This window comes from Lysinibacillus sp. K60, assembly GCF_019731275.1.
Classification (GTDB): Bacteria; Bacillota; Bacilli; order Bacillales_A; family Planococcaceae; genus Lysinibacillus; species Lysinibacillus capsici.
Genome location: NZ_JAASJR010000004.1, coordinates 143,196 through 162,464, shown reverse-complemented (window position 1 = coordinate 162,464; position 19,269 = coordinate 143,196). Strand labels below are relative to the sequence as shown.

The following is a 19,269-nucleotide window of genomic DNA, read 5'->3' as shown; positions in this document are numbered from 1 at the left end:
TTTTCATAAAGGTTGTACACACACTTTATGGAAACTATTCATTTCTTCCTTTAACAGAAGTTACTTTCTCTTAGAATAGGTAAATTCATTTTTTTATGAAACTAAACGGGCTATAATAACGTATAAAAGGTATAGCTTTTTAAGTAGAAAGGAGAAAAATATGCGAAAAATTTTTCTTGGTTTTATTATCTACACATTAGCCGAATTGACGTTATTAATAGTCATTGGACAAAATATTGGTGTTTTAAGTACATTATTGCTCATTATTGCTACGAGTGTGATTGGGATTTATGTCATGAAGAATAAAGGTATGAACTCTGTTCAAAATGTGAAAAATACATTGGCACGCGGAGAAGCGCCAGGAACTGCATTAGTGGATACTTTCTTAACTTTTGGTGGTGGTTTGTTTTTAGCGTTACCTGGATTTTTAACAGATGTCCTAGGTTTATTACTACTCATGCCATTTTCTCGAAAAATGTTCCAACCCATTGTCTATTACTGGATGCGTAAAAAAATGAAAAAAGGCCAATTTATCATCGTTCAAAGATAGAGTTTTCTTTCAGTTTTACAGCTAGAAATAAAAAGATAGGGCTTAGTAATATACCATAAAAGCCAAATAATAGAATAGAGGCAGCGCTGATAAAGAATGTATGGAATGTGCGTAGCTGAAGTGTGTTGGACCAAAGCATCGAATCGGCTAGCTGCCTTGTTAATTGTACAAATAAATAGAGTAATAAAATGGCCACACATAAAAAGGTATTGCCGTTGAAATAAAAATAAATGCTCATTGGCACAAGAAAAACCCCGATACCGAAAAACGGTAGTACATCTGCAAATGCTACAATAAATGCTTTAATAATGGCTTGTTCAAATTGAAGGATCATAAAGCCAGCACAAAGAATGAGTAGGGTAATCGTAAATAATTGAAACTCCACAAATAAGAAATAATGAAAAAGTTGCATCATTTTTGCAAAATGAGATTGCCACTCTTGACGATATTTTTTAGGCACATATTGAAAGAACCAATAGCGTGATTTACGTGTTTCTAGAAGCGCAAAGTAATAAGCAACCAAAAAGATGAAAACCTCAATGACATGCTTCATTAATAATTGGAAAAGATCTGCTGTATATACGATGATGGAATCGAAAATGGACAGTGATTTTTCTTTTAAAACTTGTACAAACATGGATTCATATTCACTGAAAAGTGGGAAATTTTGTAATGTCTCTCGAATTTCTGGGAAAATGACGATAATACTGTTAATAGATATGACAACTAGTAGAAAAATACAGGTTAATATTAATACTTCCACAATAATTGCTGCAATCCAATACGCAATCCTACAATATTTGTGTAAAAAATTTATGATAGGATACGTTGAAAATGATAAAAAAATTGCGAGTGACACAGGTAATACAAACCAAAGTATGACTAAATAAAAAATAAATAGCAAAACACTCGTAGTTCTTTCGTATGAAAAATACTTTAAATTCCTCATTTTTACAAATTCACCCCAAACCAATTGATAAATTAATGTCAAAATATACAAAAAAATCTCTTTAGGACAATTATATAGTCGTTCGGACGTCTTTTTCTTTATTTGGAGGATTTTCATTCACAAAGCTGTCAAAAATGATTATAATAGCAATGTAAGCGATTTACTTAATGGTTCATATGAGCAAAATTCGTAAATGCAACATAAAAAACGCATTTGCAACAAAAAAATAAGTATGAGGGAGCGATAATTTATGTCAGCAACTAAAGGTTTAGAAGGTATCGTAGCAGCGGAATCTAAAATCAGTTCAATTATCGATGACACACTTACATATGTTGGTTACAACATTGATGATTTAGCAGAAAATGCGTCATTCGAAGAGGTAATTTACCTGTTATGGCATACTCGTTTACCAAAAGAGGACGAGCTAGCTGAATTAAAACAACAATTGGCAGACAACATGTCAATTCCGCAAGCGATTGTCGACCAATTTAAAACATACCCACTTTCAACTGTACATCCAATGGCTGCATTGCGTACTGCAGTATCTTTACTTGGTGTATTCGATGAAGAAGCGGATGTTATGGATCCAGAAGCAAACTACCGTAAAGCAATTCGTCTACAAGCTAAAATTGCAACAGTAGTAACTGCATTTGCACGTGTTCGTAAAGGTTTAGAGCCAGTTGCGCCAAAACCAGAATTAGGATATGCGGCAAACTTCTTATACATGCTAAAAGGTGAAGAGCCAGAAGCTATTGAAATTGAAGCATTTGACAAAGCATTAGTGTTACACGCTGACCATGAATTAAATGCATCTACATTTACAGCACGTGTATGTGTAGCTACATTATCTGACGTTTATTCAGGTGTAACTGCAGCGATCGGTGCATTAAAAGGACCACTTCACGGTGGAGCAAATGAGCAAGTTATGAAAATGTTAACTGAAATTGGCTCACTTGAAAATGTTGAATCTTATATTCAAAATAAATTAGACAACAAAGAAAAAATCATGGGCTTCGGTCACCGTGTATATCGTAAAGGCGACCCTCGTGCTCCGCATTTACGCGTAATGTCTAAAAAATTAACTGAGCTAACTGGTAAACCAGAGCTTTACGAAATGTCAGTTAAAATTCATGACATGATCGTAGAACAAAAGAAATTACCTGCAAACGTAGATTTCTTCTCTGCGTCAGTGTATGATTCTTTAGGTATTGATCATGACCTGTTCACACCAATTTTCGCAGTATCACGTACTTCAGGTTGGGTGGCACATATCCTTGAGCAATATGCTAATAACCGCCTAATCCGTCCACGTGCTGAGTATGTTGGACCAGGCATGCAAAAATATGTTCCAATCAGCGAGCGCTAATTTGGAAAATATGCTAGAATGTTTGGGACTGTGTTATCACTAACACAGTCCTATGATTATGAATTTAGGAGGCAACAGAATGTCAAACAAAATTGTAGTTGAAAATGGCGTACTTAATGTACCAAACAATCCAGTAATTCCTTTCATCGAAGGTGATGGAATTGGTCCAGATATCTGGGCTGCAGCATCACGCGTAATCGACGCAGCTGTAGAAAAAGCTTACAACGGTGAAAAGAAAATTGAATGGTTAGAAGTTTTAGCTGGTGAAAAAGCATTTAACCAAACTGGTGAATGGTTACCACAAGAAACTTTAGACAAAATTAATGAATACTTAATTGCAATCAAAGGTCCTCTTACTACACCAATCGGTGGTGGTATCCGCTCTCTTAACGTAGCATTACGTCAACAACTTGACTTATATGTATGCTTACGCCCAGTACGTCACTTTGATGGAGTGCCTTCTCCAGTTAAACGCCCAGAAGACGTTGATATGGTAATCTTCCGTGAGAATACAGAAGACATCTACGCTGGTATTGAATTCGAATCTGGTTCAGAACAAGCTCAAAAAATCATCAACTTCCTACAATCTGAATTTGGTGTAAATCAAATCCGTTTCCCAGAAACTTCTGGTATCGGTGTTAAACCTGTATCTAAAGAAGGGACTGAGCGTTTAGTACGTTCTGCTATCGAATACGCAATTAAACATAAACGCCCATCTGTTACTTTAGTTCATAAAGGTAACATCATGAAATTCACTGAAGGTGGATTCAAAAAATGGGGTTATGAATTAGCAGAAAAAGAATTTGCTGATCAAACTTTCACTTGGAACCAATACGATGCAATCAAAGCTGAACAAGGTGAAGAAGCGGCAAACAAAGCTCAATCTGATGCTTTAGCAGCTGGTAAAATCTTAGTAAAAGATTCTATCGCTGATATCTTCTTACAACAAATCTTAACTCGTCCAACTGAGTTCGATGTAGTAGCTACAATGAACTTAAATGGTGACTATATTTCTGATGCACTTGCTGCACAAGTTGGTGGTATTGGTATCGCTCCAGGAGCTAACATTAACTATGTTACTGGACATGCGATCTTCGAAGCTACTCATGGTACAGCTCCAAAATATGCTGGTTTAGATAAAGTAAACCCATCTTCAGTATTACTTTCAGGTGTATTAATGCTTGAACACTTAGGATGGCAAGAAGCTGCTGACATGATCACTAAATCTGTTGAGAATACAATTTCTTCAAAAGTTGTAACTTATGACTTCGCTCGTTTAATGGACGGCGCTACAGAAGTGAAATGTTCAGAATTCGCTAATGAGTTAATCAAAAACCTATAATTTTCTATTCTACAATAGAATTTATCGCTAAAGCGGATGCTTTTTTCTGCCGATATAATTAGGGTGATAGTAAATTTTAATTGAATATTTACGATAAACTTGTTTAATTGAGGGAGTGAGATGGATGTCTCCTCCCTCTTTTAAAATATATAACCTAATTTTAAAGGAGCGTATTCAAATGTCTCTGAAACGAAAAAAAATCTCAGTTATCGGTGGCGGTTTTACAGGCGCTACTGCAGCATTTTTAGCAGCTCAGAAAGAACTTGGTGACGTCGTATTAGTGGATATTCCACAGGCAGAAAACCCAACAAAGGGTAAGGCGCTAGATATGTGGGAAGCAGCACCAATACAAGGGTTTGACTCTTATGTGCAAGGTACTTCCAATTATGCAGATACGGCGAATTCTGACGTAGTGATTATTACTGCTGGTGTTGCACGTAAACCTGGTATGAGTCGTGATGACCTTGTACAAATCAATCAGAGTGTTATGAAAACTGTTTCAAAAGAGATTGCTACGCATTCACCAAATGCTACAATCCTTGTACTGACAAACCCAGTTGATGCCATGACATACACAGTATACAAAGAAACTGGCTTCCCTAAAAACCGTGTTATTGGTCAATCGGGTGTTCTTGATACGGCTCGTTTCTGTGCATTTGTGGCAGAAGAACTTAAGATTTCAGTAAAAGATATCACTGGTTTTGTATTAGGTGGTCACGGTGATACAATGGTACCGTTAACACGTTATTCATTTGCTGGTGGTATTCCGTTAGAAACACTTATTTCTGCTGAACGTTTAGAAGAAATTGTTGACCGAACGCGTAATGGTGGAGCAGAAATTGTCAACTTACTTGGTAACGGCTCTGCCTATTATGCACCTGCTGCGGCACTAATAGAGATGGCTGAAGCTATTGTAAAAGATCAAAAACGTATTTTACCATCTATTGCTTATTTAGAAGGCGAGTACGGCTATCATGATCTATACTTAGGTGTTCCAACATTACTTGGCGAAAACGGTATTGAAAAAATCTTTGAGCTAGAATTAACGGACAAAGAAAAAGCAGCTTTAGATCAATCGGCAGAAGCAGTTCGTAATGTGATGAAAATTTTAGTGTAAAATATCAGTCTAAATCTTAAAATGAGTAGGGAATGTTCCTGCTCATTTTTTTATGTTTCCAGGGTCGAGAAAGGTAAGGATCTTCTGCTTTTCATTGTACTTTTAGCATAAAATTGATACTATGAAGGTAGTATGATAGAAAAGGGGTTGGCGTATCTTTGCTTCAAAAAAATAGTAAACTTGGTCTCACAATCGATGAAATTACAGTTGGCGAAAAAATCCATATCACTGAAAAAATTGAAGATAGGGATCTATTGCTTTATTTAGGGCTTACAAACGATAGTAATCCACTTTATATTCAACATGATTATGCTGCTATGACACCTTTTCAAAAACCAATTGTGCCGACAATTATGTTAAATGGTATTATTACATCAGCTGTGTCAAAGTATATTCCGGGACCAGGTGCACGAATTATTGAGCAACATTTAAAATATTTAGGACCTCTCTATCATTATGAATTGTTCGATACGCTATTAGAGGTTACAGCAATCAATAAATATGACAATACCATCACTGTATCTGTCCACTCATATAATGAGCAGAAGCAGCTTGTAATTGAAGGTTTATTGCTTGTGACTCCACCACTTGCGCTATAGACGTCTTGAGATTTGAAATGGGGGTTTCAAATCACTAACGGAGGCATTAGACATGACAAAAACGATTTTAGTAATTGAAGATGAATTTTCGATTGCAACATTATTGAAATATAATTTAGAACAGGCAGGCTATGTAGTGGAAACTGCTGCTGATGGTCAGGAAGGGCTTGAAAAAGCAATCGACTTACAGCCAAATTTAATTCTTTTAGATTTGATGCTTCCAAAACTAGATGGCATGGAGGTCTGTAAACAAATACGACAGCAACGTATGAATACGCCAATTATTATGCTAACTGCTAAGGATGACGAATTTGATAAAGTTCTTGGTCTTGAGTTGGGAGCAGATGACTACATGACAAAGCCTTTTAGTCCTCGTGAAGTTTTAGCGCGTGTCAAGGCTGTATTAAGACGTTTCACGCAAAACGTTGTGGCAGATGATAAGGATGTTGCGCAGGAAAAAATGTATGAATTTGGACAACTGCGCGTGTACCCAGAGCGATTTGAAGTATTTTTACAGGATGAGGCACTGGAATTTACACCAAAAGAGTTTGAGCTACTCATCTATTTACTTGAAAATAAAAATCGTGTATTAACACGTGATCAGCTATTAAGTGCTGTATGGAAATATGATTTTGCTGGCGATACTCGAATTGTGGATGTACACATTAGCCACCTTCGCGATAAAATTGAAGAAAATAGCCGTAAGCCGATGTTTATTAAAACAATTAGAGGCCTTGGTTATAAATTTGAGGAGCCGAAAACGACATGAAATCGATGAGCAACCGCTTATTCTTGACATTCATGCTTTTACTTGGAACGATACTAGCTGTCCTAATGATTGTTATAGGTCAGCTTTTTCCTGTTTATATCAAGCAATATAACGAGCAAGCAACAACTGAGATAAGGACATCAATGGACCAAGTAATCAATGAACGCAAAATGGATTTAACGAAGGAAGATCAGGAAGCCTTGTACGCAGCTCAGGCTATGGAACGAGACGAATCCTTATTGAACTATGTGCGTGCTCGCCTTTATGGAGTACTGGCTATTCTCTTTACCATCACGTTGATATTAATAGCAATTATAAGTCGTTATATGATACGTAACTTTACTGCACCGATTGACAATGTGACAGACACTGCCCTTGAGCTTGCAAAGGGTAACTATCGTGCGCGTGCTCAAGAAAATGAACATGAACGGATGATACCACTGAGTCATTCTATAAACATATTGGCACGGAATTTGCAAGATATTACAACGATACGAGAAGTAGAGGAAGAAAGACTGAAAACCTTAATTGAAAATATGGGGAGCTCCCTTATGATGATTGGTCGTGAAGGAAATATTTCCATTGTAAATCGAGTATTTCTAGAGCGCTTTGGAATGCAGCTTGATGATGTCCAAGGAAAGGTTTTTCGTACAATAGGCTTACCTAAATCATTAGAACAATTTATCGATCATGTCTTTCTGACAGAAATGCCTTATCGACAACAAATTAAAATGGAAGTACAGCAAGAGCTTTATAACAAAGAAGTTTATGGGGCACCGGTCATCGGAGATCATGGACGATGGCTAGGCGTTGTTATCGTTATGCATGATATCACGGAACTAGTTCGATTAGAACAAATTCGGAAAGACTTTGTTGCGAATGTATCACATGAATTACGCACACCTATTACATCTATTAAAGGCTTTTCAGAAACTTTATTGGATGGGGCCTATAAAGACGAAAAAATGCTGATTTCCTTTTTGGAGATTATATATAAAGAAAGTAATCGACTTCAAATGCTGATTCAAGATTTACTAGAGCTCTCAAAGATCGAGCAGCATGGTTTTACTGTCAACATTATGCCGATGGGCTTACAGGATGTTCTAATTCGTGGAGCAGAATTGACAGCTCCGCGATTGGATGAAAAAAATATGAGCTTCCAGGTGGATATCGAACGAGATGTCCAGGTTATGGGGGATGCCAATCGTATCATTCAGATCGTGACGAATTTAATAACCAATGCGATTACATATTCTCCTGAAAATACGACTGTTTCTATTCGATTAAAGGAAAATGAAACACATGGCATTATCGAAATAGAGGATCAAGGGATTGGCATTGAAAAACATGAAATACCTCGCGTTTTTGAAAGATTTTATCGGGTGGATCGAGCGAGAAGTCGTAATTCTGGTGGAACAGGCTTAGGGTTAGCGATTGTTAAGCATTTAGTAGAGGCTCATCATGGCCGAATTCAAGTAGAGAGCGAAGTCGGCATAGGAACTAAAATGATTGTCATGATTCCGAAAAATTAACAAATCCTTTACATGAACAACATGTTACATTCATATTAGGGCACTATACTTATTACTAGAAACCCCCAATATGATTGTTAAGACGATGACCATAAAAATCTAATAGAAGATTTTTAACTGCTTTATATTCGCCACAGAAAGAATTTAGTGTTTTTTAGACACTAGGTTCTTTTTCTGTTTTACAGGGAACGTAAATAGGTGTAAAGTATAGTAGCATAAAGTTTAACAACCATCTTATCCGCGATTGTCTGTTAGACGAACGCTTTGACAGTCAGTGAATCAACCTTCTTATCATTCGAATTGTGTTTTCCTGACTGTTGAGGCAGAGAAAAAAATGAGAGAAGGATGACCATGAAAATCGTCAAAAGTATCGTGCAAATCGGCTATCTTTATATACTATTATTAATCGGAAATACTATTGCACGCCTACTTCACTTGCCGATTCCAGGGAGTATAATAGGACTTGTCCTATTATTTTTGCTGTTACAGTTTCATATAATCAAACTTGAATGGATTGAATTAGGAGCAGCCGTACTATTAAGTGAACTCTTACTATTCTTTATTCCATCTGCCATCGGTGTTATTGATTATCATGCCTTATTCGGTGTGCAAGGAATGAAGGTTGTGCTTGTCATTGTTGCGAGTGCCATTGTGGTAATGTTTGTAACGGGGTATACAGCACAATGGCTAGAGCAGCGAAAGAAGGGTGATGCGATATGACTTTATTAATCGCCATTGTCAGTTTACTTGGGACTGTTGCTATTTTTTATATTTGTAAAATGTTTTATAAGAAATATAAAAAAGAATGGCTGACACCTATGCTGATTACACCTTTAGTAATTATAGGTATTTTACTATTGACAGGAATTTCTTATAAATCCTACAATTCTGGAGCGAGTGTCTTAACAAATTTGCTAGGACCAGCAACCGTTGCGTTTGCCGTTCCTATATATAAAAATGTCAACCTATTAAAAAAACACGCATTTGAAATTTTCATCAGCATTGCTGTTGGTTCTGCGGTTGCTATTGTGTCATCCTTTATGATGGCTCTATTGGTGGGCTTAAATGATGAGTTGGTGCATAGTTTAGTGCCACGTTCTGTAACAACTCCTATTGCGATGGATATTTCTAATATGATTGGTGGTTCTCCTACCCTTACAGCTGTTTTCGTTATGACGACTGGTATTTTAGGGAGCTTGTTAGCGCCAATCGTTATCAAAGTATGTCGTTTTCACAGACCTTCATCTAGAGGATTAATGCTTGGTATGGGTGCTCATGGAACGGGTACATCAAAAGCATTTGAATTTGGAGAGCTAGAAGGCACATTTGCTAGTCTAGCGATGATCGTTGCTGCATTAATTAGTATTGTATTATCCACAACCATTTTCCCAGTATTTGAACATCTGGTTATCAATATCCTGTTGCCATAAAAGGTAACAGGATTTTTTGCTTTAAAAAGCTTTTGTTAAGCATGAGATACAGAGGATTCTCTCCTTTACAAGCATTATATGAAAATATTTTGAAACTTTTTATAAAGGTTCACCGTAAACAATAGTACTAAGCAAAAGGAGGAACAGACATGAGTGTGAAAAGGACACTAATGATTGTTGGACTTGGAATATTTGGAATTATTGCACTTATTACAGTTTTTACTTCATGGTACACGGTAGATGAATCAGAGCAAGCTGTGGTTATTACATTTGGTCGTGCCGATGATACAGTAACAAATCCAGGTCTTCATTTTAAATTACCTTGGCCCGTCCAATCCGTAGAAATTTTGTCAAAAGAAACATTTAGTCTGCAATTTGGTTATAAGCAAAATAAAGCAGGTGAGCTAGAGGCATACGACGCTGAAACAAAAATGATTACAGGGGATGAAAATATTGTCTTAACAGACCTTGTTGTTCAATGGAAAATTACAGAGCCTAATAAGTTTTTATTTAATTCGCAAGATCCAGAAAGAATATTACATAGCGCGACATCGAGTGCCATTCGTTCTATAATCGGAAGTTCTTCTATCGATGCAGCGTTAACGGAAGGTAAAGCTGACATCGAAGCAAATACTCGCCAATTATTAGTTTCTCTTATTGAAAAATACGATATTGGAATAAGCGTTTTAGGTGTGAAATTGCAAGATGTAGAATTGCCAAATAAAGATGTGCGTGCAGCATTCACTGCTGTAACAGATGCACGTGAAATGAAAAATACAAAAATAAATGAAGCTGAAAAATATGAAAACCAACGCATTAATGAGGCTCAGGGTGAACGCGATGCTATTATGTCAAAGGCTAAAGGTACTAAAACAGCCCGTATCGAGCAAGCTCAAGGAGATGTAGCCGTCTTTAATAAAATGTATGAGCAATACAAGGGAAATCAGCAAATTACAAGAGAGCGATTAATATTAGAGACGCTTGAAAATGTCTTACCAAAAGCCCAAATTTACATTATGAATGATGACGGTAGTACGATGAAGTATTTACCACTTCAGCAACTACAGCCTCAACAGTCGCAACAGACACAAACAGAGAAAAAAGAGGGGAGCGGTAACTAATGGACCAAAAAAATAAGGATCTAGAAAAATTCCTCAATTTCTTATCTGGCAAAAGTAAAAAAGCTGCTCCTTCAGAAGGTGATTCGGGAGACAATGTAGTGAAAATGTCGAAGAAAGGACCGAAGAATCCTAAAAAATATATCTCTCTAGCTGTAACCTTAACGGTCATATTCGCTCTAGTGATTACTTTATTAACGAATATTTATATCGTTAAAGAATCAGAGTATGCAGTTGTTCGGCAGTTTGGAGAGGTTGTTAAGTTTGAGCGTGAACCAGGTTTAAATATAAAAATTCCTTTTATTCAAAGTGTCACGAAGTTACCAAAAAACCAAATGACATATGAGATATCGGAAGAAGAGATTAATACAAAGGATAAAAAACGAATTATTATTGATAATTATGCTGTATGGCGTATTACAGACCCTAAGTTATTAATTTCGAATGCTGGTACGATAGAAAAAGTTGAATCACGTATGGAAGAGTTCATTTATTCTGTTATTCGCTCTGAACTTGGCCGAATTAACTATACGGAGATTATAAATGATGAGGATTCTTCGCGAGGCAGCATCAACGATCAAGTAACTGAACGTGTTAATGAACTTCTTTCCAACGATAACTATGGTATTGAAGTAGTAGATGTACGTATACGTCGCATTGATTTACCAACTGAAAATGAACAATCCGTTTTTACGAATATGATTTCAGATCGTGAATCAATTGCACAAAAGTATCTTTCAGAGGGAGATGCACAGAAACGTCGTATTGAGGCACAAACGGATCAACAAGTACAAGAAATGCTTGCTAAAGCAAGTAAAGAAGCTGCTTTAATTCAAGCTGAAGGAGAAGCAGAGGCTGCAAAGATTTACAATAAATCTTTCTCACAAGATCCTGAATTTTATTCTTTATACCGCACACTAGAATCCTATAAGAAAACGGTTGGGGAAGATACGGTTATTATCTTGCCAGCTACTTCACCATATGCCAACATCTTGTCTGGTTATATAAAATAAACGCAGTTTAAAGGTCGTCTCTGTCTTTTAGGAGACGACTTTCTTGTTGCACTAGAATTATAACTATCCGTGAAATCGAATTATTATAGTATAAAAATAATAGAAATTTATAAGTTTGTATTCCCCAATCAACTATAATTTGATAGAATGATAATGTTTAAAAAAGAATAGTTGGGGGTAAGGGCTTTGAAATTACAAATTAGCAAATGGCTCCAAAATTTAGGAATTGCTTGTAGTATAGCTTCGATATTAACACTTTTCTACCGTCTATCCGATTTTTCGTGGGTGACGAAGAGTGTTTATCATATACCAGTGTTTTTTGTTTGTATCTTTTTAGTCAGTATCATTATTGCAGATGATGTAAGAAACCTTTTTAAGAAGTTATTTTGGTATGAAAAAAGAAAGGTCAAGCGTCCTATTTGGCAGGTTGGAATTGGCTTAATCTTCTTTTTAGCACAAATTAGTACAGTAATGGTCTTTAATCAAGAGCTAACACATCTACAATTAGGTGGCATGCCGTTATTCCTTGTGTTTGCTTTTATGAATGCATTTATACTAACTGTCATCTATGAAGAAGTTTTTTATCGTACTTCAAATCAATAACAACTATTAGGAACTTTCATTCACAGGAGACTTGTCCTTGAATGAAGTTTTTGCTTTTTATGCCTTGTTAACACGTAAATTATTAACATTTGTCAGTATTGCCCTTATTTAATCTGTAGTACAGTCAAGATATTGAGAATAGTCAATGACTAAACTTGATAGGCGGATACATACATACCATAATGAAAATTAGATTTTTTTAACCTAGTTTTAACCTTTAGTATGTATGATAAGCAAAGATTCATTAATAGGAGGAGGTTCAAGATGAAGAAGGTAGTGTTTGGAAGTGCTTTAGCAGTGGGATTATTATTTAGTGGGGCAGGGCAATCCTCTGCTAATAGCCAAATTCAACCAATTGATATTCAAGGCATGGATCTAGAATCGGCATTACAGGCAGTTCAATCACAGCGAGCACAGCTGTTAGAAAATCAACTTAAGGATCAACTAGAAGGTGTTCAACAACGAAATCAGCAGCTAACTGATTTGAATGCACAGCAAGGTCAAATGGATGCTTTAAGTAATTCTCAGCAAATGGATATGCTCCGTTTACAAAGCATGAATAGTAAACGGAATGAGGCTTTTGATGTAATGACTAATTTTGTAAAAAAAATGCAGGATAGTCGTTCGTCTATTATAGGTAATATGCGTTAAGGATGTTAAAATATTTTAAGCAAGTCAACCGCTGTGCGAGCGGTTGGCTTTTTTGAATGAATAGGAATGCTAAAGTAACGGATAGAGCCTTAAAAGTGGTGGATAAACCATTAAAAATAAGGGATAACCTTGAGGATGGACGACTGCTTTTTTTACTTGAAATGTATTGTTATGATAAAGTAGAAGTAGAAGACAACGCAGGAGGATAAAATCATGACCAAGGAAAAATTACTATTATTGGACGGTAATAGTTTAGCGTATCGCGCGTTTTTTGCGTTGCCATTGCTAACGAATGATAGTGGCATTCATACTAATGCTGTATACGGCTTTACAACAATGCTACAAAGAATATTAGAGGAAGAACAGCCAACGAAAATATTGGTTGCTTTTGATGCGGGGAAAACAACATTCCGCCATGAAACCTTTACAGAATATAAAGGAGGACGTCAAAAGACACCACCAGAATTATCAGAGCAATTTCCATATTTACGAAAGCTCATTGATGCGTATGGCATTAAGCAATATGAGCAGGAATTATATGAAGCAGATGATATTATCGGAACGCTTGCAAAAGAGGCTTCATCGCAGGATATAGATGTTATCATCGTTTCTGGAGACCGTGATTTAACACAGCTGGCGACAGAGCAAGTAACCGTTTATATAACGAAAAAGGGTATTACGGAAATAGAGAAAAATACACCAGCTTTTATTGCGGAAAAGTACGGGTTAACGCCGCTCCAAATTATTGATATGAAAGGCTTGATGGGGGATTCCTCCGATAATATTCCTGGTGTACCAGGCGTCGGGGAAAAAACGGCTGTAAAATTATTAAAAGAGCATGGCTCCGTTGAAGCACTTTATGAAGCAATGGATACGTTGAAAGCTTCTAAAATGAAGGAAAAGCTTGTAGCTAATGAAGAGCAGGCCATCATGAGTAAGAAGCTGGCAACGATTTATACGGATGCTCCAATCACCATTTCACTGGCTGATCTTGCCTATAATGGGCCAAAAGAAGATGAATTAATCAATTTGTGGCGTGAGCTTGGCTTTAAATCGCTGCTTGATAAAAGTGACTTTACAGTGCAGGAAAAAGAGCAAGCTCCTTTCGATTATGACCTTGTTCAGGAAGTTCGACCTGAGGATTTACAAGATGTGATGGCTGTGCATGTAGAGCTTGAAAACGAGCACTATCATACTTGTCAGCAGCTAGGAATTGCATTATCAGATGGCATAAAGACGCAGTATATTCCATTTGAGGATGCAGCAAAATCAGATACTCTCCGTCGTTGGCTAGAAGATGCCACAAAAATAAAATATATGTCCGATTCTAAGGCAGCTCAAGCATCATTAAAGCGAGCTGGGATTCAATTAGCTGGCGTTGACTTTGATTTGCTACTTGCCTCTTATATTAATAATCCAGCATTAAGTGGCGATGATATCGCAACACTTGCAAGGGAATTAGGCTACTATGATGTCCAAGCAGATGAAGCGGTTTATGGAAAAGGTGCTAAGCGTGCAATTCCTGATTTGGATCAACTTGCACAGCATGTTAGCCGTAAAGCTTTTGCAGTATGGTCATTACAGCCGAAACTGGAAGCCTTATTAAAGGAAAATGAACAATTCGATCTTTATAAAAACCTAGAGCTACCATTAGCAGGGATTTTAGGTGAAATGGAAAGCGAAGGGATTACGGTTAACCGTGCTACGTTAGAGAAAATGGGGCAAGAGCTTAATGATAAACTTGTGGTAATTGAGCAAGAAATTTATGCAGAAGCTGGAGAAACCTTTAATATTAATTCACCAAAACAATTAGGTGTGATTCTATTCGATAAGCTAGGGCTACCTGTGATTAAAAAGACGAAGACAGGCTATTCAACTGCTGCGGATGTCCTAGAAAAATTACAGTCAGAGCATGCTATCATCGAACATATTCTGTTGTATCGCCAACTTGGAAAATTACAATCCACATATATTGAAGGCTTACTAAAGGAGATTCATGAATCAGATAGTAGAGTGCATACACGCTTCCAGCAAGCTTTAACTGCAACAGGGCGTTTAAGCTCAACAGACCCGAATTTACAAAACATCCCAATTCGTTTAGAGGAGGGCCGCAAAATTCGTCAAGCCTTTGTACCTTCAAAAGAGGATTGGATATTATTTTCTGCTGACTATTCGCAAATTGAATTACGCGTTCTTGCGCATATGTCAGAAGATCAAAACCTTGTTGAGGCTTTCCGTGAAGGAATGGACGTTCATACACGTACAGCTATGGATGTATTTCATGTGTCAGAAGATGAGGTTGATAGTAATATGCGTCGCGCAGCGAAAGCTGTTAACTTTGGAATAGTCTACGGTATTAGTGATTATGGTCTATCACAAAACTTAGATATTACGCGTAAGGAAGCGGCTAATTTTATTGAAAAGTATTTCGCGAGTTTCCCTGGTGTAAAACAGTACATGGATGACATTGTACAAAATGCGAAATTTAATGGTTATGTGACAACGATATTAAATAGACGCCGTTATTTACCGGATATTACAAGCTCGAATTTTAATTTAAGAAGCTTTGCTGAGCGTACGGCGATGAATACGCCAATTCAAGGTAGTGCAGCTGATATCATTAAAAAGGCAATGATTGATATGGATGCTCGATTGAAAAAAGAAAAGATGCAGGCAAAACTGCTGCTTCAAGTCCATGATGAGCTGATCTTTGAGGCACCAAAGGAAGAGATTGCCTTACTAGAAAAAATTGTACCAGAAGTTATGGAAAACGCTATTGAGCTTGCTGTACCGCTTAAAGTAGATTTTAATCATGGCTCAACATGGTACGAGGCAAAATAAGGAGGGATTCAAATGCCTGAATTACCAGAGGTAGAGGGTGTCGTCCAGGCATTGAAGCCAACAGTTGAAGGACGTACCATTCAACAGGTTAAGCTTTCTGAACGAATACATTTCTCTTTTAGTGAGGGTAAACAATGTATTGTCAAACAAGCAGAGCCTGATGCTTTTGAAAGTACTTTGTCCCAGATGACCATTACCAGAATTGAACGAAGAGCCAAATATATTTTCTTTCATTTGCTGAAGGATGATGTTCCATACGTACTTGTTAGTCACTTAGGTATGACAGGTGCTTGGTTTGTTGTGAATTCACCCGAAGAAATCAATGAGGCGAAATTTCAAAAGCATATCCATGCGACATTTGAAATGGCAGATGGGGGATACTTGATTTATTCAGATATTCGTCGCTTCGGTGAACTACGTTTTCTGACGAAAATTGAAGATCATGCGCCATTGACAAAAATGGCACCAGAGCCATTTGATGAGCATGCATGTGATTTTTTTATAACAAAATCTAAGCTACCGAAATATGAAAATAAAGCCGTAAAAGAAGTAATTATGGATGGGCAAGTCATTTCGGGTTGTGGCAATATTTATGCAACAGAGGCATTGTTTGCTCAGAAAATTCACCCTGCACGCAAAATGAGCCGCATTAGTGAAAAGCGGAAGCGAGCATTATTTGAGGAGATTGTTGCTGTCCTACGTCAAAGCATTGAAGCGGGTGGTTCAACTATTTCTGATTATCGGAATATTAATGGGGAAGCCGGGAGTATGCAGAATCGATTAAAAATGTATGGGAAAAAGGTATGTCAAGCATGTGAAACGGCTACAAGTCAAATGACAATTGGAGGGCGTACCTCTGTCTATTGCCCAAATTGTCAACATTAAAGGGGATTTAGCAATGATTATCGGACTTACAGGAAGTATTGCAAGTGGAAAAAGTACAGTAGCTAAAATGATGAGCGAACTGGGTTTACCGATTGTTGATGCAGATGTTGTAGCACGAGATGTCGTAGAACCTGGAACAGAGACATTAGCATTGATTGCTGAAAGCTTCGGACAAGCTATCTTGCTTGAGGACGGCAATTTAAATCGAACTATGCTGGGAGATATCATATTCCATGAGCCTGCAAAACGTAAAACGTTAAATGATATCATGCATCCAGCAATCAGAAAAGAAATGTTACGTCAGCGTGATGCCTATTTAGAAGCAGGACATGAACATGTTGTGATGGACATTCCTTTGTTATTTGAGAGTAAGCTTCAACATTTTGTGGAACGTATCATTGTGGTATCGGTCAGTGAAGAAGTTCAGCTTCGACGTTTAATGGAACGAAATAATTTATCTAAAGAAGATGCCTTGGCACGTATGCACTCTCAACTGCCGATGTCTGTCAAAGAAAAGGGTGCACATGCGGTCATTTATAATAATGAAAATATAGAAAGTACGGAAGAACAATTAAAAAAAATCCTGCATTATTGGGATGTTATTTAATGAGTTCTTTTATGATGCGTAGCAAGGCACCTTGCTACGCATTTTTTTATGGGGAAACGCCATAATAAAGAATAATTTTTCAGAAAATAAGAACTTTTATATTCTCAATATATAATGTTCATCTTTTTTAAAATTGTGTTATACTAATCACCATAAAGTATATAATTAATTAATCTGAGTATGTACTCACAGGAGGATATTATAAATGACAGTATCAATTGCTATTAATGGTTTCGGGCGTATCGGACGTATGGTTTTCCGCCAGGCTATCGTACAACAAGATTTAAACATCGTTGCGATTAACGCAAGCTATCCTGCAGAAACGTTAGCACATTTGATTAAGTATGACACAAATCACGGAACTTTTGAAGGTACGGTAGAACCAGCAGGCGATGCTTTAGTTGTAAATGGTAAACGTGTTCAAATTATTAGTGAACGTGATCCATTAAAATTACCTTGGTCTACAATGGGTGTAGATATCGTGATTGAAGCTACAGGAAAATTTAATGAACGTGATAAAGCAGCCATGCACTTAGCAGCTGGCGCGAAAAAAGTAATCTTAACAGCACCAGGTAAAAACGAGGATGTAACAATTGTTTTAGGTGTTAATGATGACAAATTGGATATTGCTAAACATGATGTTATTTCAAATGCTTCTTGTACAACAAACTGCTTAGCGCCAGTAGCAAAAGTATTGAATGACACATTTGGTATTGAGAATGGTTTAATGACAACAGTTCATGCTTATACAAATGACCAAAAGAACTTAGACAATCCGCATAAAGATTTACGTCGTGCACGTGGATGCGCCCAATCCATTATCCCGACATCTACAGGTGCAGCGAAAGCATTAAAATTAGTTTTACCTGAATTAGAAGGTAAAATTCATGGTATGGCACTTCGTGTTCCTACACCAAACGTATCTTTAGTTGACCTTGTAGTAGATTTAAATACAGATGTAACAGTTGATGCAGTCAATGCAGCATTTGTAAAAGCGGCAACAGAAGGTCCAATGAAGGGGATCCTTAATTTCTCTGTTGAGCCATTAGTATCTTCTGATTACAATACAACAACTTATTCTTCAACAGTTGATGGGCTTTCTACAATGGTGTTAGGCAACCGCAAAGTAAAAGTACTTGCTTGGTATGATAACGAGTGGGGCTACTCTGCACGCGTTGTGGACCTTGTAAAAAAAGTGGCAAATGCTTTAGAAACGGTAAACGCGTAATAATTTCTATAGAGAGCACATTGAAATCGAAAAGGTTTCAATGTGCTCTTTTTTTACAGAAACTTATCTTGTACTTCAGGTGCTTTAGATTTATCATGAGACCACAAACGTGAATGCACTTTTCTTACATGTAGGAAATTTGTTATAATAGATATATTAAATTGTTGTAAACCAGGAGAGTAATTATATGAGATGTCCATCTTGCCAATTTAACGGAACGCGTGTTGTGGATTCGAGGCCAGTAGATGATAATAAAGAAATACGTAGACGTCGTGAATGTGAGTCATGTGGCTTCCGTTTTACAACGTTTGAAAAAATTGAAGAGACGCCATTAGTCGTTGTCAAAAAGGAAGGTTCACGAGAAGAGTTTAGCCGTGAGAAGGTACTTCGTGGGCTTATTCGTGCTTGTGAAAAACGTCCAGTGGCACTTGATGTGCTGGAGGAACTTGTTCTGTCCATTGAAAAAGATCTTCGTCGTATTGGGAATTCGGAAGTACGCTCAGAAGATGTTGGCGAAATGGTCATGGACCGCTTAGCCAAAATTGATGAGGTTGCCTATGTGCGTTTTGCGTCGGTCTACCGTCAGTTTAAAGATATCAATGTCTTTATTGAGGAAATAAAGGACATTATTCAACGTCAAACGGAGAAGAAATCATAGCAAACAGAGAG

General features: G+C 37.1%; 20 protein-coding genes. 19 read left to right on the top strand and 1 reads right to left on the bottom strand.

What is annotated here, in order from left to right:
- The first annotated feature begins 160 nt into the window (after positions 1 to 160).
- Entirely contained in the window at positions 161 to 550 is a 390-nt protein-coding gene (locus HCH28_RS11140) for an FxsA family protein (RefSeq protein ID WP_221680983.1), read from the top strand.
- On the opposite strand, the gene HCH28_RS11135 is transcribed toward HCH28_RS11140, so the two are convergent.
- Entirely contained in the window at positions 534 to 1,499 is a 966-nt protein-coding gene (locus tag HCH28_RS11135; RefSeq protein ID WP_221680982.1) for an AI-2E family transporter, read from the bottom strand. The genes HCH28_RS11140 and HCH28_RS11135 overlap by 17 nt on opposite strands.
- 250 nt (positions 1,500 to 1,749) lie before the next feature.
- Here HCH28_RS11135 and citZ point away from each other — a divergent pair, with 250 nt between their 5' ends.
- The 18 genes from citZ (at position 1,750) to nrdR (ending at position 19,258) form a co-directional block, all read left to right on the top strand.
- Positions 1,750 to 2,865 (top strand): citrate synthase, encoded by a 1,116-nt coding sequence (gene citZ / locus HCH28_RS11130; RefSeq protein WP_004226238.1) that lies wholly within the window; start codon positions 1,750 to 1,752, stop codon positions 2,863 to 2,865.
- 79 nt (positions 2,866 to 2,944) lie between these two features.
- On the top strand, positions 2,945 to 4,207 hold the full coding sequence (gene icd / locus HCH28_RS11125) for an NADP-dependent isocitrate dehydrogenase (RefSeq protein WP_025114483.1): 1,263 nt from the start codon (positions 2,945 to 2,947) through the stop codon (positions 4,205 to 4,207).
- 178 nt (positions 4,208 to 4,385) lie between these two features.
- Positions 4,386 to 5,324, top strand: coding sequence for a malate dehydrogenase (gene mdh / locus HCH28_RS11120; RefSeq protein ID WP_004226243.1), 939 nt, complete (start codon positions 4,386 to 4,388; stop codon positions 5,322 to 5,324).
- 158 nt (positions 5,325 to 5,482) lie between these two features.
- On the top strand, positions 5,483 to 5,923 hold the full coding sequence (locus HCH28_RS11115) for a MaoC/PaaZ C-terminal domain-containing protein (RefSeq protein ID WP_004226245.1): 441 nt from the start codon (positions 5,483 to 5,485) through the stop codon (positions 5,921 to 5,923).
- A 52-nt stretch (positions 5,924 to 5,975) separates the two neighbouring features.
- A complete protein-coding gene (locus HCH28_RS11110) occupies positions 5,976 to 6,692 on the top strand; it encodes a response regulator transcription factor (RefSeq protein WP_004226247.1) in 717 nt (238 codons plus the stop codon).
- Positions 6,689 to 8,224: a two-component system histidine kinase PnpS gene (gene pnpS / locus HCH28_RS11105; protein WP_221680981.1), complete on the top strand. Its 1,536-nt coding sequence runs from the start codon at positions 6,689 to 6,691 to the stop codon at positions 8,222 to 8,224. Before HCH28_RS11110 ends, pnpS begins: the two co-directional genes overlap by 4 nt.
- A gap of 351 nt (positions 8,225 to 8,575) precedes the next feature.
- Positions 8,576 to 8,944 carry a CidA/LrgA family holin-like protein gene (locus HCH28_RS11100; RefSeq protein WP_221680980.1) on the top strand — a complete coding sequence of 123 codons (369 nt, stop codon included), beginning with the start codon at positions 8,576 to 8,578 and terminating at the stop codon, positions 8,942 to 8,944.
- Positions 8,941 to 9,654 carry an LrgB family protein gene (locus tag HCH28_RS11095; protein WP_004226253.1) on the top strand — a complete coding sequence of 238 codons (714 nt, stop codon included), beginning with the start codon at positions 8,941 to 8,943 and terminating at the stop codon, positions 9,652 to 9,654. Before HCH28_RS11100 ends, HCH28_RS11095 begins: the two co-directional genes overlap by 4 nt.
- A 149-nt stretch (positions 9,655 to 9,803) precedes the next feature.
- A complete protein-coding gene (gene hflK / locus HCH28_RS11090; protein WP_131521350.1) occupies positions 9,804 to 10,775 on the top strand; it encodes an FtsH protease activity modulator HflK in 972 nt (323 codons plus the stop codon).
- On the top strand, positions 10,775 to 11,785 hold the full coding sequence (hflC, locus tag HCH28_RS11085; protein ID WP_221680979.1) for a protease modulator HflC: 1,011 nt from the start codon (positions 10,775 to 10,777) through the stop codon (positions 11,783 to 11,785). Before hflK ends, hflC begins: the two co-directional genes overlap by 1 nt.
- A 186-nt stretch (positions 11,786 to 11,971) precedes the next feature.
- On the top strand, positions 11,972 to 12,388 hold the full coding sequence (locus HCH28_RS11080; RefSeq protein ID WP_221680978.1) for a DNA polymerase I: 417 nt from the start codon (positions 11,972 to 11,974) through the stop codon (positions 12,386 to 12,388).
- Positions 12,389 to 12,652: 264 nt separating this feature from the next.
- Entirely contained in the window at positions 12,653 to 13,039 is a 387-nt protein-coding gene (locus tag HCH28_RS11075) for a hypothetical protein (RefSeq protein WP_255601189.1), read from the top strand.
- A 56-nt stretch (positions 13,040 to 13,095) separates the two neighbouring features.
- Positions 13,096 to 13,248, top strand: a complete 153-nt coding sequence (locus HCH28_RS11070; RefSeq protein WP_221680977.1) for a hypothetical protein — start codon at positions 13,096 to 13,098, stop codon at positions 13,246 to 13,248.
- Positions 13,249 to 13,252: 4 nt separating this feature from the next.
- The gene (gene polA / locus HCH28_RS11065; RefSeq protein ID WP_221680976.1) at positions 13,253 to 15,880 is read left to right on the top strand and encodes a DNA polymerase I; all 2,628 of its coding nucleotides are present in this window, start codon (positions 13,253 to 13,255) and stop codon (positions 15,878 to 15,880) included.
- A 12-nt stretch (positions 15,881 to 15,892) separates the two neighbouring features.
- Complete coding sequence (gene mutM, locus HCH28_RS11060) at positions 15,893 to 16,765, top strand: bifunctional DNA-formamidopyrimidine glycosylase/DNA-(apurinic or apyrimidinic site) lyase (RefSeq protein ID WP_221680975.1); 873 nt, start codon at positions 15,893 to 15,895, stop codon at positions 16,763 to 16,765.
- A 13-nt stretch (positions 16,766 to 16,778) separates the two neighbouring features.
- Positions 16,779 to 17,372, top strand: a complete 594-nt coding sequence (coaE, locus tag HCH28_RS11055; protein ID WP_036078324.1) for a dephospho-CoA kinase — start codon at positions 16,779 to 16,781, stop codon at positions 17,370 to 17,372.
- 205 nt (positions 17,373 to 17,577) lie between these two features.
- Positions 17,578 to 18,600: a glyceraldehyde-3-phosphate dehydrogenase gene (locus HCH28_RS11050; RefSeq protein WP_004226274.1), complete on the top strand. Its 1,023-nt coding sequence runs from the start codon at positions 17,578 to 17,580 to the stop codon at positions 18,598 to 18,600.
- A gap of 187 nt (positions 18,601 to 18,787) precedes the next feature.
- Complete coding sequence (gene nrdR / locus HCH28_RS11045; RefSeq protein WP_004226277.1) at positions 18,788 to 19,258, top strand: transcriptional regulator NrdR; 471 nt, start codon at positions 18,788 to 18,790, stop codon at positions 19,256 to 19,258.
- Positions 19,259 to 19,269: the final 11 nt, after the last annotated feature.